We start from the raw sequence: 16,638 nt of genomic DNA on the forward strand, positions 1-16,638 counted from the left end.
ACCTGCACGGCACCCGAGTGCGGGTATGGTGAACGTCGCAACGAACATCATCAGAGGTTTGCGTGGCTGCCTACACCCTGCGTCAACTCAAGTACTTCGTCACCACCGTCGAATGCGGCAGCGTCGCCGAGGCGTCACGCAAGCTGTACATCGCGCAGCCGTCGATCTCCACGGCGATCAAGGGCCTGGAAGAAAGCTTCGGTGTGCAGCTGTTCATCCGTCACCACGCCCAGGGGGTCTCGCTCACCCCGGGTGGGGCGCGCTTCTACCGCAAGGCGCAGGAACTGCTGCGCATGGCGCGTGAGTTCGAGCAGAACGCCCTGGCCGACAACGACGTGGTGGCCGGACAGATCGACATCGGCTGTTTCGAGACGGTCGCGCCGCTGTACCTGCCACGCCTGATCGCCGGCTTTCGCCAGCGCTACCCGGGCGTGGAGATTCGCCTGCATGACGGCGAGCAGCATGAACTGGTGCAGGGCCTGACAGCCGGCCGCTTCGACCTGGCGATCTTCTACGAGCATGACCTCGACGGCACCATCGAGACCGAACCGCTGATGCCGCCGCAGCGCCCCTACGCGCTGCTGCCCGAGGGGCACCGCTTCGCCGCCCAGGCCCAGGTGTCGCTGCGCGACCTGGCGCTCGACCCGATGATCCTGCTCGACGTGCTGCCGAGCCGTAACTACTTCGTCAGTATCTTCGAGGAGCTGGGCCTGTCGCCCAACATCCTGTTCAGCTCGCCGTCGATCGAGATGGTGCGCGGCATGGTCGGCCAGGGCTTCGGCTTCTCCGTGCTGGTCACCCGCCCGCACTGCAACACCACCTACGACGGCAAGCAGGTGGTCTGCGTGAACATCGCCGAGGACGTCACCGGCTCCGGCCTGGTGGCCGCCTGGCTCAAGCGCGCCCAGCTGACCAAGCCGGCCCGGCTGTTCGTCGACTACTGCAAGGAAGAGCTGGGCGAGGCTGCACCGCTCTGAACGAGTTCCCGGATTGCATCCGGGCTACAGGCAGCGCTGCTCGTATCGCCTGGATGCAATCCGGGGCCGTCGCCTAGTCGAACACAGGACGGAAGAAGCTGCGCTCGTAACTCAGGATGCAGCGCGTGTCCTCGGCGTAGCGGAAGGCGGCCTGGCAGTCGGCGTCGGCCAGCGAATCCTGGCGATAGCGCTCGTATTCGGCCAGGCTGGGGAAGCTGAACAGCGCCAGGGCCACGTTGTTGGCGCCTTCCGATGGCAGGAAGTAGCCGTGGTGCGTACCGCCGAACTTCTCCACCAGGGGAATCCACAGCTTGGCGTAGTGCTCGAATTCCTCGAGCTTGTAGGCATCGACGATGTAACGCAGGTAGCAGGTGACCATGGGTCGTCCTTGTCGCAGGTTGAAACGGGACTGGCGATGGAAGCACAAGGGCCGCCGCTCACGCCATCCTTCGGCTCAGTGAATCTCGATGGGCGTGCCGTTCGCCACGCGGAGCCAGATCTCGCGCATCTCGTCGTTGCTCACGGCGATGCAGCCATCGGTCCAGTCCCAGAGGTGGTGCAGCGGACCCAGCCAGCCCCAGCCATTGGGCAGGCCATGGATCATGATATTGCCGCCCGGCGCCTCGTCGCGCGCCGCAGCCGCGGCCTCGTCCCGGGCATTGGGGTAGGAGATGTGCAGGCTCAAGTAGGCCATCGACCTGGGGTTGCGCCAGTCGATCAGGTAGCGCCCCTCGGGGGTACGCTCATCCCCCTCGCGCTGCTTGTGCCCGGCATCGCCAGCCGCACCGAGGGCGATGCGGTACTCGCCCAGCACCTGGCCGTCACGCCACAGCTGCATGCGCCGCTGCGCCTTGTCCACGGTGATCAGGTCCGCCTGTTCGGCCGCCACCGGCGTAGGTTCCGGGCCGCCCGCCAGGCGCCCCATGATCTTGGTGTAACCCAGTGGCAGCGCCACCAGCAGTGCCATTCCCAGTAGCCATCCACGCTTCACCAGCGGCCTCCTGCCATTCCCTCGGTGTCTTCGCGCGCCACCTTAGCAGAAGGCAGGCGCAGCGCCGTGCGCGGCCTCGCAAATGCAGCGCGGCGTGACGGGGCTAGCCCGTCACCAGTGCGCGCAGGCGCTCGCCGTCGATGGCCCGGCAGATGCCCTCGGGCTTCTGCATCGGGGCGTCCTCTGCAGCCAGCATGGCGTTGAGCACCGCCTCGTCGGTGGCCTGCACGGCGGCCAGGTAGAGGGCGTCGCAGCATTCGTCGCTAAGGTAGTCGAGGCTCTGGCGGATGGCCGAGACCTGCGGCAGCGCCCGGGGGTTGGCCACGCTGAAGGCGAGGAAGATGTCGCCCGAGTTGTTGCCACCGGGCGTGCCGCCCTGGGCGATGCCGAGACCGGCGCGTTGCGCCAGGCGCTTGAGCTGGTGCGGCAGCAAGGGGGCATCGGTGGCGAGGATGACGATGATCGAACCGCGCTCACGCTCCAGCCCTTGCGGCAGCTCATCCTCCAGGCGCTCGCCGACCGCCACGCCGCACACCTTGAGCCAGGCGCGCTGGCCGTGATTGGCCTGCACCAGGGCGCCCAGGGTGTAGCCTCGACCGTCGATCTCGATCCGCCGCGAGGCGCTGCCGGTACCGCCCTTGTAGCCGTAGCAGATCATGCCGTTGCCACCGCCGACGTTGCCCTCGGCGATCGGCCCGCCAGCGGCGGCGTCCAGCGCCGCCAGGGCATCGGCCTCGCTGACGTGCTGACCGTTGATGTCGTTGATCACCCCGTCGTAGGTCTCGGCCACCACCGGCATGGCCCACAGGTGCTCGCGTTGCCAGGCCGCCGCGTAGTGGTCGATGGTCCAGCGCGTGGCGGCGTGGTGGACGATGCCGACGCTGTGCGAGTTGGTGATGCACAGTGGGCCGACGAAATAGCCGCCATGCTCGATCCAGTGCGTGCCGGTCATCTCGCCGTTGCCATTGAGCGCATGGAAGCCCGCCCACACCGGCTGCGGCTCGGCTTCGCGACCACGCGGCAGGATGGCGGTGACGCCGGTCTGGATACGCCGGCCGTTGGCCGCCACACCGTTGAGCGTACGGTAACCCACCAGTACGCCTGGCACGTCGGTGATGGCGTTGTGCGGCCCGCTGATACCGGGCAGCGGCAGGCCGAGTTCACGGGCACGAGGTTTAGCCATGGGAGTCATCCTGAGAAGTGGCGGGCTTGCGGTTGCGCAGGTACAGGCCGACCGCCGCGATCAGCAGCGAGGCGAGCAGCAACAGGGTGGCGATGGCGTTGATCTCCGGCTTGATGCCGCGACGGATCATGCCGTAGATGAACACCGGCAAGGTGGTCGAATCGACGCCGGCGATGAAGTAGGTGATCACCAGATCGTCCATCGAGATGATGAACGCCAGCAACGCACCACCGATCACCCCGGGCAGGATCTGCGGCAGGGTCACGCGGCGGAACGTGGTCCAGGGCGAGGCCCCCAGGTCGGCAGAAGCCTCCTCCAGGCGCGTGTCCATGCCCGCCAGCCGCGCGCTGACGATGAGGAACACGTAGCTGATCAGAAAGGTGCAGTGGCCGATGATGATCGAGCCCTTGCCCAGCGGCATGCCGACTCCGACGAAGAAGATCAGCAGGGCGATGCCGAGCACGATGTCGGGCATCAGCATCGGCATGAACAGCAGCACCCGGTAGAACGTCCGCAGGCGGAAGCGATAGCGCGCCAGCGCCAAGGCGGTGAGCGTACCGACCAGCGTGGAGATCGCCGTGGTGCTCAGCGCGACCACCAGGCTGGTGCGTAGCGCGGCCAGCAGCTGGTCGGTGGACTCGATATACAGCGCGTTCTCGCTGAGGCTGGTGGACAGCCCCAGCAGCGAGCGATACCAGTCCAGGCTGAAGCCGTCCCAGATCATCATGTTGATCGGGTTGCCGTTGAACGAGTAGGCGACGATCAGGCCGATCGGCAGGTACAGGAAGACGAAGAACGCCAGGCTGTAGCCGCCCAGCAGGCGGCGCCCGAGGCGGGCGATCAGTGCGTTCATCGGCTGGCCTCCTGCGCGGCGTTGCGCCCCTGGACCAGCACGTAGAGCAGCAGACAGACCAGCACCGCCGCCATCAGCAGCATCGCCAGGGCAGCGCCGAACGGCCAGTTGCGCGCGGCGAGAAACTGTTGCTCGACCAGGCTGCCGATCATCAACACGCGCGCGCCACCGAGCAGCGACGGCACGATGAAGTTACCCAGGCTGGGGATGAAGACGATGATCGAACCGGCGGCGATGCCCGGCAGGGTCAGCGGGAAGATCACCTTCCAGAAGCTCTGCCAGCGGCTCGCACCGAGGTCCGCCGACGCCTCCAGCAGGCGCTTGTCGAGTTTCTCCACGCTGGCATACACCGGCATGAACATGAACGGGATGAAGATGTAGGTCATGCCGATCAGCACCGCCGTCTCGGTGTAGATCAGCTCCAGCGGGTTGTGGATGCCCAGCGCCAGCAGCGTGGTGTTGATGAAGCCGCTGGGACGCAGGATCAGCAGCCAGGCGTAGAGGCGCACGATCAGGCTGGTGAAGAACGGCAGGGTGATCAGGAACAGGCAGAAGTTGCGCATCCGCTCCGGCTGCCGCGCCACCCAGAAGGCCGCCGGGTAGCACAGCGCCAGGGTCGCCAGCACGGTGAGCGCGGCCAGCTTGAACGAGCGCAGGATGATCTCCAGGTAGACCGGATCGAACTCCTCGTTGCTACCGTCGGCCCAGCCCAGCACGCGACCGAAGTTGTCGGGATAGAAGCTCCACTCCACGCCGCCGTACAGCCCCGGCTCGAGCAGGCTGTAGAGCGCCATGATGGCCAGCGGCGTCAGGAAGAACACTCCGATGATCGCCGTCACCGGGCTCAGCAGCCCCAGCAGGCGCAAGCGCTCGCGCAACGGCATCAGGCACCTCCCGCGATCAGGTGCGCGGCCTCCAGGCCGTACCACAGTTGCACGCTGTCACCCGTGCGCAGGCGTTGCAGTTGCGGCTGCGCGACATCGCGCAACACGGCCTTGATCTGTCGCCCATGGGCGGTGCGCAGCAGCAGTTCGAAATCCTTGCCGATGAACAGCAGTTGCTCCAGGCGGCCCTCCACGGCGGCGAAGCCCTCGCCAGGACAGTGCAGGGAAAACTGCTCGGGGCGCAGCATGAGCTGGACGTACTGACCAGCGCACAGCGCCGGGTGACGCGCGTGCAGCAAATCGCCCTGGCTATCGAGCAGGTAGGCGACACCAGCATCGATGGCGCTGACGTGCGCGTCGAACAGGTTGCTCTCGCCAATGAAACCGGCGACGAAGGCGTTGGCCGGACGGTGGTAGATCTCCGCCGGCGCACCGATCTGCTGGATATGCCCGCCGTTGAGCACGACGATACGGTCGCTCATGGTCAGCGCTTCCTCCTGGTCATGGGTGACGAAGACGAAGGCGATGCCCAGCTCGTGCTGCAGGTTCTTCAGCTCGCGCTGCATGGCCTGGCGCAGCTGGCGGTCGAGGGCGGACAGCGGCTCGTCGAGCAGCAACAGCGCCGGCCGGTCGACGATGGCGCGGGCCAGCGCCACGCGCTGCTGCTGACCACCGGAAAGCTGGCCCGGCTTGCGCCGCTCCATGCCGGCGAGGCCTACCAGCTCCAGCGCCTCGCCGACACGCTGGCGTTTCTCGGCCTTGCCCACGCCGCGCACGTCCAGCGCGTAGCCGACGTTGTCGCCGATGCTCATGTGCGGAAACAGTGCGTAGCTCTGGAACACCGTGTGCACCGGGCGTCTGTGGGGCGGCACGCTGTTCATCGGCTGCCCCTGGATCAGCAGCTCACCACCGTCCAGCTGCTCGAAGCCGCTGATGGTTCGCAGCAGGGTGGTCTTGCCGCAACCCGATGGCCCCAGCAGGGTGACGAACTCGTTGCTGCCCACGGCCAGGTCGAGACCGTCGAGGGCACGCACCAGATGCCCTTCCGGTGCACGGTAGTGTTTCACCGCGCCACGGATCTCGACCACCGGCGCAGTTTGGGTGAAAGCGGTCATGGAGGACTCCACTGATATCGGAGTGATCGCGGCTGAAGCCACTCCCACAGGGAACCTGCAATCCGTGGGAGGGGCTTCAGCCGCGAGCTGGCGGCACGGGCCGGCTCAGTTGGCGGTACGCACGCGTGTCCAGACCCGGTCGTACTGCTTCAGGCCCTTGCCCAGGTCGCCGAAGATCTGCAGCTTGGCCATCACCTCGGCCGGCGGGTTGACCTGCGGGTTGTCACGCAGCTCGGCTGGCAGCAGCTTGAGCGCTTCCCGGTTCGGCGTGCCGTTCATCTGCTGCGCGGTGTTCAGCGCGGCGATTTCCGGTTGCAGCAGGAAGCTCATGAAGCGCTTGGCAGCCGCCTTGTTCGGCGCACTCTTGAGCACGCAGACGTCTTCCTGGTACATGGTCGCGCCTTCCTTGGGGATGACGTAGGCGAGGTTCTGCGGGTCCTGCTTCACGTACATCATGGCGCCGACGAAGTAGTGCGCGGCAGCAGCGTCGCCGGACTGCACCATCGGCACGCTGTCATAGGTGAAGGCGGAAACCAGTGGCTTGCGCTCGATCAGCCAGTCAGCGGCCTGCTTGAGCTCGGCGGCGTTGGTGGTGTTGACCGACTTGCCGTCCTTGATCAGGCCGACACCGAGGGTCTCGCGCATGTCGTCGAGCAGGATCACCTTCTTGCCGGCCTGGGCCTCGGCAAAGAAGTCGTCCCAGCTCTCGATCGGCTTGGACACCTTGTTCTTGTTGTAGAAGATGCCCACCGTGCCCCAGGCGTAAGGCATGCAGTACTCACCCTTGGGATCGGACTTGGCACGCAGAAAGGCAGGGTCGATATTGGCGAAGGCCGGGTCCTGATTGATGTCGGTCTTTTCCAGCAGATCGAGCACGGCCATGGTGTCGTGCATGTGTACCGAGGGAAAGACGATGTCATAGCCCTTGGCACCGGCCTGCAACTTGGCCAGCATCTCTTCGTTGCTGCCATAGGTATCGAGTGACACCTTGATGCCGGTTGCGGCGGAAAACCGAGTCAGTACCTCGGGGTTGATGTAGTCGCCCCAGTTGTAGAGGTGCAGTTCCTCGGCAGCCAGGGCGGTAGCGCTCGTGCCACCGAGGGCGACACACAGGGTGAGATGACGCAGCTTGAGCATGTTCCTGTTCTCCACTGTTCTGGTCGCGTCAGGGCGCGACATTTGCTTGTTGCGGCAGGAATTCGCGAGCGTCGACAACGAGGCGGAAAGACTTCTGCTGGCTTCCTCACCCGAACGGCGGTCAATCGACAGCTCTTTTGCGTTACGGATGCAGGGTAGAATATATTTCTTCCAAAGATCAACACTCTGACATTTAAATGTCAGAAGAATTTGGCATGGCAAAGGAAACGGACATGCTCGATGGCAAGATGCAACACCTGGAAGGCAAGCTGACGCCGGCCGAGCGCACCCTCTGGGCCTATATCCAGGCCAACCTGGAGACGCTGGCGTTCGAGAACGGCGCCAGCCTCGCGAGCAAGAGCGGCGTCAGCCCCAACACCGTCAGCCGCTTCCTGCGCCGGCTCGGCTACAAGGGCCTGAAGAGCCTGAAGGACAAACTCCGCGACGAAGTCCGTGTGCAGTCGTTGCTCAACCCGACGCTGATCGAACGGGTCGAGCAGCCGGAAGATCTGGTCACCCACCTGAACGAGGAAATCGAAGCGCTGCGAGCCTTCGCCGAGCAACTCGGCAGCCAGCACTGGCGCGATATCGTGGCGCGTGTCAGCGAGGCCGAGCGCGTATTCGTCTGCGGCTTCCAGACCATTCGCGGGCTGGCCGAGGACTTCGCCAATCGTCTGGCCCTGGTGCGTTCCGGGGTGGAGTTTCTCGACCTCTACAGCGGCGTGCTGGGGCAATGGCTGGACAGCCACAACCAGCGTTGCTGCGTGATCCTGGTGGACATCGCGCCCTATGCCGACGCGGGTATCGCCTTCGCCAACAACTGCCTGCGCCAGGGCACCGACCTGGTGGTGTTCACCGACGAATATGGCATCGCCCGCCACATCGAAACGCCCTACATCGTCACCATGAAAACCAAGACCGGGTTGATTCTCGAATCCACCGGCGGCCTGACCAGCGCGCTGAACGTGCTGCTGCACTGCGTCGCCACCCAGCACAAGGATCAGCTCAAGGAGCGTCTCGGCGCCTACCGGGAGCGGGTCGAGAGCCTCAAGCTGTATCGCAGCTAGGCAAGGTTGCGCCAGCCAGGGCCTGGCTGGCCGGATGGCGCAGCCGCCGAGAATCCTGTCGAAGGAGCAGGCTTTCCCGGTGGCGAAGCCGACTACTGCATCCAGCTTGCCAGCCGCGCCAGCATCGCGTCGCAACGGGCCAGCTGCTCGAGGCTGACGAATTCGTCCGGTTTGTGCCCCTGCTCCATGCTGCCGGGGCCGCAGACCACGGTGGCCACGCCGGCCTCGTCGAACAGGCCGCCCTCGGTGCCGAAGGCGACGGTGGTGAAGTCCTCGCGTTCGGCGATCAGCGCCAGCAGACGCGCGGCGTCGCTGGCCGCATCGGTCAGCAGGCCGGGATAACTCGACAGCTCGCTGAAGCGGATGTTGCTGTCCGCGCTCACCGCACGCATGCGCGGCAGCAGTTCACGCTCGGCGTAGGCGCGCAGCTCACTGGCGACCTGCTGCGGATCATCGGCCGGCAAGGCGCGCATCTCGAAGTCGAAACGGCACTCGGCGGGCACGATGTTCAAGGCCCGGCCGCCCTGGATCACACCGGTCTGCAGCGTGGAGTAAGGCGGGTCGAAGCGCGGATCATGGTGCTCGGGCGCCGCCAGGCGCGTGCCGATCTCGCCCAGCTGGCCGATCAGCCTGGCCGCGTACTCGATGGCGTTCACCCCTTGCGGCGCGTAGGCCGAATGGCAGGCGGCGCCGTGCACCTCGCAGCGCATCGCCAGCTTGCCCTTATGCCCGAGCACCGGGCGCATCTCGGTGGGCTCGCCGATCAGGCAGATGGCCGGGCGCTCGTGGCTGCCGCGCAGACGCTCGACCAGGCTGCGCACGCCGAGGCAACCGACCTCCTCGTCATAGGAAATGGCGATATGCAGCGGCAGCCGCAGCGGCTGGCGCAGAAAGCCCGGCACGGCCGCCAGCACGCAGGCGATGAAGCCTTTCATGTCCGCCGTACCTCGCCCGTACAGGCGTCCGTCGCGCTCGCTCATGGCGAAGGCCGGCACCGTCCAGTGCTGCCCGTCGATCGGCACCACGTCGCTGTGGCCGGACAGCATCACGCCCCCCGCGCCACTCGGACCGATGCGCGCATAGAGGTTGGCTTTGCTGCGTTCGGCATTGAACAGCAACTCGCTGGAGACTCCGTAGCCCGCCAGGTAATCACGCACGTAGTCGATCAGCGCGAGGTTGGATTCGCGGCTGGTGGTGTCGAAGGCGATCAGGTCGGCGAGCAGGTCGCGGCTGGCAGGCATGGGGCAGTTACCGGTACATGGGTGGATGGACAAGGCGGCGCAGGCGCAGGGTGGATGGCACTGTATCCAGCCACCCGCACGGGGCCACGCAGTGAACGAACAACGCGTCGTCCACCCTCCTCGCTCGCATGCGGGCTGAGGGCGTGGTGTGTGGTTGTGGGAGGCGCTTCAGCGGCGACGCAGGGCACGCCTGGTCGCGGCCAAAGCCCTGCCCGGGATCGGTGACGCAGGTGTGCAGCCGTATCCAGCCCCCTGTCGCGCGGTGTACGAACAACGCGTCGTACACCCTACTCGTCGCCCGGCACGCCGTAGCTGGGCGCGGCGGTCGGGTCGAGCGCGCGGGTGATGTAGTCGTGCAACTGCGGCGCGTAGGCACGCCAGAGCCGGTCCAGCTCCGCGATGGGGTCCTGGTCGGCCCAGTCCACGCGCAGGTCGACCACCGGCCAGACCAGGTCGCCGACCACCGAGAGTGCCGCCGAGTGCACCGGGCCGGCTTCGCCGCCGGCCGCCATGGCCGCGTGCATCGCCGCCAGCAGGCGATCCGGCAGGCCGCCGTCAGCCTGTTCGAAGGCCTCGACCATGGCCTCGATCACCGCCGTGCTCGCCAACAGGTTGCCGGCCGCCACGCACTGCTCGCCCGCCCGCGCATGGTGGATGCCGAGGGCTTCGCGACCGGAGAAGTGCGCGCTGGCGCCATGGCTGTCGATCACCGTCACCTGGCGATACTGGCCATAGCCGTTGCTGCCCAGCGCCTTGTCCAGCGCCGCCTGGGGATCGAGCCCGGTCTCCAGCAGATCGAGTATCTGCGGACCGAGCGCCGGCAGGGTGATGTTCTGCGTCGCCACCGCGCCGACCCCGGCACGCAGCCAGGGGCAACGCGCGCCGACGGCAATGCTGGAGGAGCTGATGGCAATGCCGAGGTGGCCGGTCTCCGGGCAGCGCCCGACGATGGAAAAAGTCATGTGCGCACTCCTCAGGCCTGCGTGCTGGGCCAGTCGTCCGGGATCACCGCGATCACGTCGATCTCCATCAGCCACTGCGGCTGGCCGAGGGCCGAGACCACCAGCCCGGTGGAGATCGGGAACACGCCCTTGAGCCACTTGCCGACTTCGCGATAGACCGGCTCGCGGTAGCGCGGGTCGATGATGTAGGTGGTGGTCTTGACGATGTGCGAGAGGTCGCTGCCGGCCTCTGCAAGCAATTGCCTGACGTTCTTCATCGCCTGCTCGGCCTGCGCCGCCGGGTCACCCAGGCCGACCAGGTTGCCCTCGAAGTCGGTGCCGACCTGACCACGCACGTACACGGTGTTGCCGGCGCGCACGGCCTGGCACAGGTCATTGTCCAGGGACTGGTTGGGGTAGGTGTCCTTGGTGTTGAACATGCGGATGCGGGTATGCGTGGGCATCAGCGAACTCCTGTCAGGCTGGCGGGTGCCGGGCTGCCGGCGGTGTCGGCCGCACGCTGCGCGGCATCGAGGTAGGCGCTGTACTTGCGCTGGGTGGCGATGTGGTCGGCGACGTGCTTGGCGTCGTGCCACACGCCCCAGATGAAGGTGGAGCCACGCCGCGACAGCCACGGCAGGCCGACGAAGTACACGCCCGGTTCGCTGGAGACGCCACGCTGGTGCTGCGGTTTGCCGCTGCCGTCGAAGGCATTGACCTGCAGCCAGCTGAAGTCCACGGCGAAGCCGGTGGCCCAGATGATCGTGCCGATACCGGCCGCGGCCAGATCGAGCTGCCGCAGCGGCTGGCTGACGCAGGCCGGCTCGGGAAAGCGCCGGCGGGCCTCGGGCTCTTCCGGCAGTTCGAGTCTGTTGCGGGCGATATAGGCGTCGGCGGCATCGAGCAGCGACAGGTAGTTCTCGTCGCCACGGGCCAGGTTCTCCGCCAGGTCGTCGGCGAACTGCGCCACGCCCTGCTCGAAGGCGCGGGTCAGCCCGACCAGGGTGATGCCCTGCCCGGCCAGCTCGCGAAAGTCGATGGTACGGCCGCCATGGGCGCCGCTGACGGCGATGGTCACGTGCTCCTTGCCCGGCTGCACGCTTTCCAGGTCCCACAGGCCGAGCACGCCCAGCCACCAGACGAAGTCGCGGCCACGGTAGCTGCGCGGCGGACGATCGTGCGCGCCCACGGAGAGGTAGACCTGACGCCCGGCGCGGTTCAGCTCATCGGCGATCTGCACCCCGGAAGAGCCGGCGCCGATCACCAGCACGCCGCCTTCGGGCAGTTGCTGCGGGTTGCGGTAGTGCGCCGAGTGAATCTGCAGCAGCGCCTCGCTCTGCGGCGCGATGGCCGGAATGACCGGACGCTGGAAAGGGCCGGTCGCGGCCACGACACGGTTGGCGCGGATCACGCCCTCCGAGGTTTCCACAGTGAAACCGGGACGCTCGGCGTTGCGCCGCACCTGCTTCACCTCGACACCGGTACGGATCGGCGCGTCGATCATCCTGGCGTAGGCCTCGAAGTAATCGGCAACCTGATCCTTGTGGGCGAAGGCGTCCGGGTCGAGACCGGGAAATTCCATGCCCGGGAAGCGGTCATGCCACACCGGCCCGTTGGTCACCAGCGAATCCCAGCGCACCGTGCGCCAGGCTTCGGCGATGCGGTTCTTCTCCAGCACCAGATGCGGCACGCCGAGGCGGCCCAGGTGCTCGCTCATGGCCACCCCGGCCTGGCCGGCGCCGACCACCAGGGTGTCGATTTCCTGCGGCAGGCAAGCCCGGCCTGCAGGGGTGGAAAAGGGGGTCTGCTTCAGCTCGGTCATGGGTACCTGCCCTGATTCTGCTCGTGACTGTTGCGCCGTGGCGGCTCGTTGCGGGCATTCTGTTCAGAGCGGGGCATTCGCGAAATTATGTTTTTTGTAGTCGCTGGCAAGGTAAAAACTGCCTGCATCCCCATTGGGTGCAAGCCCCGCCGTCATGCACGAAGAACGTGCACAGGAACGGCGCATGCATGCGCTATATACAAATAGATATAACGATGTAGGATGGCCGCACCCGGCCTGCCCCCGGCGCCCCATCAACGCCCGTACACGACAAGGAATCCTCATGCTCAAGCCCCTCAAGCACAGCCTGCTCGTTCTTGGCCTGGTCTTCGCCGGCAGCACGCTGGCCGATGAGGTGAAGGTGGCCGTGGCCGCCAACTTCACCGCGCCGATGCAGGCCATCGCCCCCGAATTCGAGAAAGCCACCGGGCACAAGCTGGTCGCGGCCTTCGGCGCCACGGGCCAGTTCTACGCACAGATTCGCAATGGCGCACCGTTCGAGGTGTTCCTCGCCGCCGACGACAGCACCCCGGGCAAGCTGGAGAGCGAGGGTCTGACGATCGAGGGCTCGCGTTTCACCTATGCCATCGGTGGCCTGGTGCTGTGGTCGGCCGCTGCCGACTACCTGGACGGCAGCGCCGCGGCGCTCAAGGCCGGGCAGTTCAAGCACCTGTCCATCGCCAACCCGAAGGCCGCTCCCTACGGCCTGGCTGCCACCCAGGTGCTGGACAAGCTGGGGCTGAGCGAGGCGCTCAGGGGCAAGCTGGTCGAAGGCCAGAACATCACCCAGGCGCACCAGTTCGTCTCCAGCGGCAACGCCGAGCTGGGCTTCGTCGCCCTGTCGCAGGTGTACAAGGACGGCAAGGTCAGCAGCGGTTCGGCGTGGATCGTGCCGGGTGACATGTACGAGCCGATCAAGCAGGATGCGGTGATCCTCAAGCCGGGCGCGAACAACCCTGCCGCCAGTGCCCTGGTCGACTACCTGAAAGGCCCGGAGGCGGCCAGGATCATCGAATCCTTCGGCTACACCCTGTAATGCCCGTGGCCGGAGCGCATCCGGCCAGGTTCGTCTTTCGGAATGAGCATGCCGCTGTCAACCAACGACCTCGACGCCATCCTGCTGACCCTGGAGCTGGCTTCGCTGACCACGCTGCTGCTGCTGATCATCGGCACGCCCATTGCCCTGTGGCTGACGCGCACCGAGTCCTGGCTGAAACGCCCGGTCGGTGCACTGGTGGCCTTGCCGCTGGTGCTGCCGCCGACGGTGATCGGCTTCTACCTGCTGGTGAGCATGGGGCCCAACGGTTTCTTCGGGCAACTGACGCAGAGCCTCGGCCTGGGCACCCTTACCTTCAGCTTCACCGGCCTGGTGATCGGCTCGGTGTTCTATTCGCTGCCCTTCGTCGTGCAGCCGTTGCAGAACGCCTTCGAAGCCATCGGCCGCGCCCCCCTGGAGGCAGCCGCGACGCTGCGCGCCAACCCCTGGGATGCCTTCTTCAGCGTGGTGCTGCCCCTGGCGCGTCCCGGTTTCGTCACCGCCGCGATACTCGCCTTCGCCCACACCGTCGGTGAGTTCGGCGTGGTGCTGATGATCGGCGGCAACATTCCAGGCAAGACCCAGGTGGTCTCGGTGCAGATCTACAACCACGTGGAAACCATGAACTACGCCCAGGCGCACTGGCTGGCCGGCGGCATGGTGGCCTTCTCCTTCATCGTGCTGCTGGCGCTGTACAGCGGGCGCAGCGGCAAGACGAGGGCGCTGTGATGCTGGCTTCGCTGTTCGGCAAACGCAGCGCCGAGACGCCGATCATCGATGACGGGCGCATTCGCGCACGCTTTCTGCTGCAACACCCCGGCTTTCGCCTGGACGTCGACCTCGACCTGCCCAGCCGTGGCGTCAGCGCCCTGTTCGGTCATTCCGGTTCGGGCAAGACCAGCTGCCTGCGCTGCTTCGCCGGGCTCGACCGCCCCCGTGAAGGCTACCTGCAGGTGGCCGGCGAACGCTGGCAGGACAGTGCCAGCGGTGACTTCCTGCCGGCCCACCGGCGCGCCATCGGCTACGTGTTCCAGGATGCCAACCTGTTCCCCCACCTCAGCGTGCGCGGCAACCTGGAGTTCGGCCAGCGGCGCATCGCCGCCCGCGAGCGCAAGGTCGCCCTGGACCAGGCGCTGGAGCTGCTCGGCATCGGTCATCTGCTCGAACGCCTGCCGTCGGCCCTGTCCGGCGGCGAGCGGCAGCGCGTCGGCATCGCCCGCGCCCTGGTCACCAGCCCGCGCCTGCTGCTGATGGACGAACCCCTGGCGTCGCTCGATCTCAAGCGCAAGCAGGAGGTGCTGCCCTACCTCGAACGCCTGCACGAAGAACTGGATATCCCGGTGATCTACGTCAGCCACGCCCCGGATGAAGTGGCGCGCCTGGCCGACCATCTGGTGCTGCTCGAGGACGGCCAGGTACGCGCCAGCGGCCCGCTCAAGGAGTTGCTGCTGCGCACCGACCTGCCCTTCGCCAGCGACGACGACGCCGAAGCGGTGATCGACGGGCAGGCCAGCGCCTACGACGCACGCTACGGCCTGGTCGAACTCTGCCTGCCCGGCAGCGAGGCCCGCCTGCGCCTGCCGCACGCGGCGCTGCCGGCCCAGCAACGCGTACGGGTGAAGATCAAGGCGCGCGATGTCAGCCTCAGCCTGCAACGCGCCGAGGGCAGTAGCCTGCTCAACCTGCTGCCGGTCACGGTGGACAGCTGGCAGGTGCTGGATGCGCAGGTGCTGCTGACCCTGCGCCTGGGCGAACAACGCCTGCTGGCGCGGATCACCCGCTACTCCTTCGATCAGCTGGGCATCCATGCCGGCCAGGCGATCTGGGCGCAGATCAAGTCGGTGTCGCTGTTGGCGCCTTAAGCAGCACGGCCAACGAGGACGTCCAGCTCTTCTCACATTTACGGTGTCGCTGCAGTCGCGAGCAAAGCCTCAGAAGAGGGGATGGACAACAACTTGCAAACGCAAACAATTATCATTAGTATGGCGATCTATATCCAAAGAGCCTGCATCACCACTTCTGTCAGAAGCCAATCTCCTGATATCTGAAATAACGCCATGCTCAAGAAACCCCTATTGATCTTCCTGCTCGTTGGACTCACGAGCTTCATCGCCGCGTTCTCCATCCTGGCCCTCCCTACCATGCAGGAGCCGTCGCCGGTCAGAGCGCTCTGGTCTGCACAGACAGAGACCGCCGGACGGTTATCACCGCCTCCTGCCATCTCGCATCCAACCCAAGCTCAGCCCGAAAGCACACATCCCCCGCAACACCCCAGAACCGCCATAAACCAGAAGAAACTGGACTATGCCGATTGGCGATCCGAGCTGAGGTTCATACAGGGCCCAGTGAAGGAAACACTTGCCGAGCTTGATGCCAAAGCTTCGCCGGAGGGCGACTACATGGCGGCCAACCTGCTGCATATGTGTTATCTCCGGCAGCAGAATCCGCCCAGCGACGCGGCAACGGAGGGCTACCCTCCCCGAAGCGAATGCCTGGAGCTGGGTGTGCTCTCCCAAGAGAACTGGGTGGAGCGCATGAAAGCGGCGGCAGATGCCGGATTGGCAGCCGCCCAGGTAGCCATGGCCATCGCCGAGAACCCCAACCCACCGCTTTCCCCTGACGAACCAGACCCTTGGCTAGACATGCAGCGCGACTATATCGACAAAGCTGCAAGCCAATGCCACCCAGGCGCCTATGTCATCCGCGCCAACTACCGGTTCGATCCCGACAATCCACAGCTACAAAATCAAGCTGCCTACACCGACTTCTACACCGCCGAGCTGATCTACCGGCAGCGCTTCGAAGGTGCCCCGTCGCTTGAAAAACTACTGGAGCAGGAACGGCAGAAGCTGTACCAGCACCAGATCCTGGAAGCGGAAAACCAGGCCCTGATCAACTACCACAAAGCATGCACACAGTGATAACCCGAAATGGACTTCTCACCACCGTCTTCCTGGCGCTCTTCACTGTGGCAATTGCCGCATCCTATGACCGCTGGTTCTGCTCGTACTGTTCTATGGACATGACTGCTCTGGATGAACTGAGCGGGCCGATCACCTTCATACGTTCCACGGTCAACAGCGTCGTCAACCAATGGCGGCCTGGCGATACAGTCACCATCACCAACGGGTCACAGTGGACTACATTCCGTTACAGCGGCTCTCCCACCCAACTCTGGGTTCCGATTAACTTTGGCGATGGCGAAGGTCCGGGCACACTCAGAAACCCTGAAGATGCCCCGGCGCCAGGTAGTGGCAGCGGAGGAGGTGGCGGCGGAGCGAGTCGGCCTTTTTTCCCCGGCTTCGGCGGCGGTTCTCTACCCACAGGCCAGGTGGACATGGGCCCTATTCAGCTTGTGGGTGGCAGTGGTTCCTGCACTGGCTGCCACTAG

General features: G+C 65.8%; 17 protein-coding genes. 6 read left to right on the top strand and 11 right to left on the bottom strand.

Annotated elements, in window-relative coordinates:
* The first annotated feature begins 62 nt into the window (after positions 1-62).
* Positions 63-977 (top strand): LysR family transcriptional regulator, encoded by a 915-nt coding sequence (locus EWH21_RS23400; RefSeq protein ID WP_037051305.1) that lies wholly within the window; start codon positions 63-65, stop codon positions 975-977.
* A 73-nt stretch (positions 978-1,050) separates the two neighbouring features.
* Here the strand turns inward: EWH21_RS23400 and EWH21_RS23405 are convergent, their stop codons facing one another.
* The 7 genes from EWH21_RS23405 to EWH21_RS23435 form a co-directional block, all read right to left on the bottom strand.
* Entirely contained in the window at positions 1,051-1,356 is a 306-nt protein-coding gene (locus EWH21_RS23405) for an NIPSNAP family protein (protein ID WP_037051302.1), read from the bottom strand.
* 75 nt (positions 1,357-1,431) lie between these two features.
* Entirely contained in the window at positions 1,432-1,968 is a 537-nt protein-coding gene (locus tag EWH21_RS23410) for a L,D-transpeptidase family protein (RefSeq protein ID WP_277699451.1), read from the bottom strand.
* 103 nt (positions 1,969-2,071) lie between these two features.
* A complete protein-coding gene (locus EWH21_RS23415) occupies positions 2,072-3,151 on the bottom strand; it encodes a P1 family peptidase (protein WP_277699452.1) in 1,080 nt (359 codons plus the stop codon).
* On the bottom strand, positions 3,144-4,004 hold the full coding sequence (locus EWH21_RS23420; protein ID WP_037051294.1) for an ABC transporter permease: 861 nt from the start codon (positions 4,002-4,004) through the stop codon (positions 3,144-3,146). The genes EWH21_RS23415 and EWH21_RS23420 overlap by 8 nt, the downstream gene beginning before the upstream one ends.
* Positions 4,001-4,888, bottom strand: a complete 888-nt coding sequence (locus tag EWH21_RS23425) for an ABC transporter permease (protein ID WP_277699453.1) — start codon at positions 4,886-4,888, stop codon at positions 4,001-4,003. The genes EWH21_RS23420 and EWH21_RS23425 overlap by 4 nt, the downstream gene beginning before the upstream one ends.
* The gene (locus EWH21_RS23430) at positions 4,888-6,003 is read right to left on the bottom strand and encodes an ABC transporter ATP-binding protein (protein WP_047589738.1); all 1,116 of its coding nucleotides are present in this window, start codon (positions 6,001-6,003) and stop codon (positions 4,888-4,890) included. Before EWH21_RS23430 ends, EWH21_RS23425 begins: the two co-directional genes overlap by 1 nt.
* 105 nt (positions 6,004-6,108) lie before the next feature.
* Positions 6,109-7,140 (bottom strand): spermidine/putrescine ABC transporter substrate-binding protein, encoded by a 1,032-nt coding sequence (locus EWH21_RS23435; RefSeq protein WP_037051288.1) that lies wholly within the window; start codon positions 7,138-7,140, stop codon positions 6,109-6,111.
* Positions 7,141-7,355: 215 nt separating this feature from the next.
* On the opposite strand from EWH21_RS23435, the gene EWH21_RS23440 reads away from it, so the two are divergent.
* Positions 7,356-8,207 carry a MurR/RpiR family transcriptional regulator gene (locus EWH21_RS23440; RefSeq protein WP_277699454.1) on the top strand — a complete coding sequence of 284 codons (852 nt, stop codon included), beginning with the start codon at positions 7,356-7,358 and terminating at the stop codon, positions 8,205-8,207.
* A 92-nt stretch (positions 8,208-8,299) separates the two neighbouring features.
* Here EWH21_RS23440 and argE read toward each other — a convergent pair whose 3' ends face one another.
* From argE to EWH21_RS23460, 4 genes are all read right to left on the bottom strand, one after another.
* A complete protein-coding gene (gene argE, locus EWH21_RS23445; protein ID WP_277699455.1) occupies positions 8,300-9,448 on the bottom strand; it encodes an acetylornithine deacetylase in 1,149 nt (382 codons plus the stop codon).
* Between the two features lie 287 nt (positions 9,449-9,735).
* Entirely contained in the window at positions 9,736-10,410 is a 675-nt protein-coding gene (locus EWH21_RS23450) for a DUF1028 domain-containing protein (RefSeq protein ID WP_277699456.1), read from the bottom strand.
* Between the two features lie 11 nt (positions 10,411-10,421).
* Positions 10,422-10,853: a RidA family protein gene (locus tag EWH21_RS23455; protein WP_037051284.1), complete on the bottom strand. Its 432-nt coding sequence runs from the start codon at positions 10,851-10,853 to the stop codon at positions 10,422-10,424.
* Positions 10,853-12,211, bottom strand: a complete 1,359-nt coding sequence (locus tag EWH21_RS23460) for an NAD(P)/FAD-dependent oxidoreductase (protein ID WP_277699457.1) — start codon at positions 12,209-12,211, stop codon at positions 10,853-10,855. Before EWH21_RS23460 ends, EWH21_RS23455 begins: the two co-directional genes overlap by 1 nt.
* Positions 12,212-12,494: 283 nt before the next feature.
* Here EWH21_RS23460 and modA point away from each other — a divergent pair, with 283 nt between their 5' ends.
* The 4 genes from modA (at position 12,495) to EWH21_RS23480 (ending at position 16,168) form a co-directional block, all read left to right on the top strand.
* On the top strand, positions 12,495-13,247 hold the full coding sequence (modA, locus tag EWH21_RS23465; RefSeq protein WP_277699458.1) for a molybdate ABC transporter substrate-binding protein: 753 nt from the start codon (positions 12,495-12,497) through the stop codon (positions 13,245-13,247).
* Positions 13,248-13,289: 42 nt separating this feature from the next.
* Positions 13,290-13,976, top strand: coding sequence for a molybdate ABC transporter permease subunit (gene modB, locus EWH21_RS23470; protein WP_155294582.1), 687 nt, complete (start codon positions 13,290-13,292; stop codon positions 13,974-13,976).
* Entirely contained in the window at positions 13,976-15,109 is a 1,134-nt protein-coding gene (modC, locus tag EWH21_RS23475; RefSeq protein WP_277699459.1) for a molybdenum ABC transporter ATP-binding protein, read from the top strand. The genes modB and modC overlap by 1 nt, the downstream gene beginning before the upstream one ends.
* Before the next feature lie 195 nt (positions 15,110-15,304).
* Positions 15,305-16,168 (top strand): hypothetical protein, encoded by an 864-nt coding sequence (locus EWH21_RS23480; protein ID WP_152489918.1) that lies wholly within the window; start codon positions 15,305-15,307, stop codon positions 16,166-16,168.
* Positions 16,169-16,638: the final 470 nt, after the last annotated feature.

The organism is Pseudomonas sp. REST10 (assembly GCF_029542605.1).
GTDB lineage: Bacteria > Pseudomonadota > Gammaproteobacteria > Pseudomonadales > Pseudomonadaceae > Aquipseudomonas > Aquipseudomonas khazarica.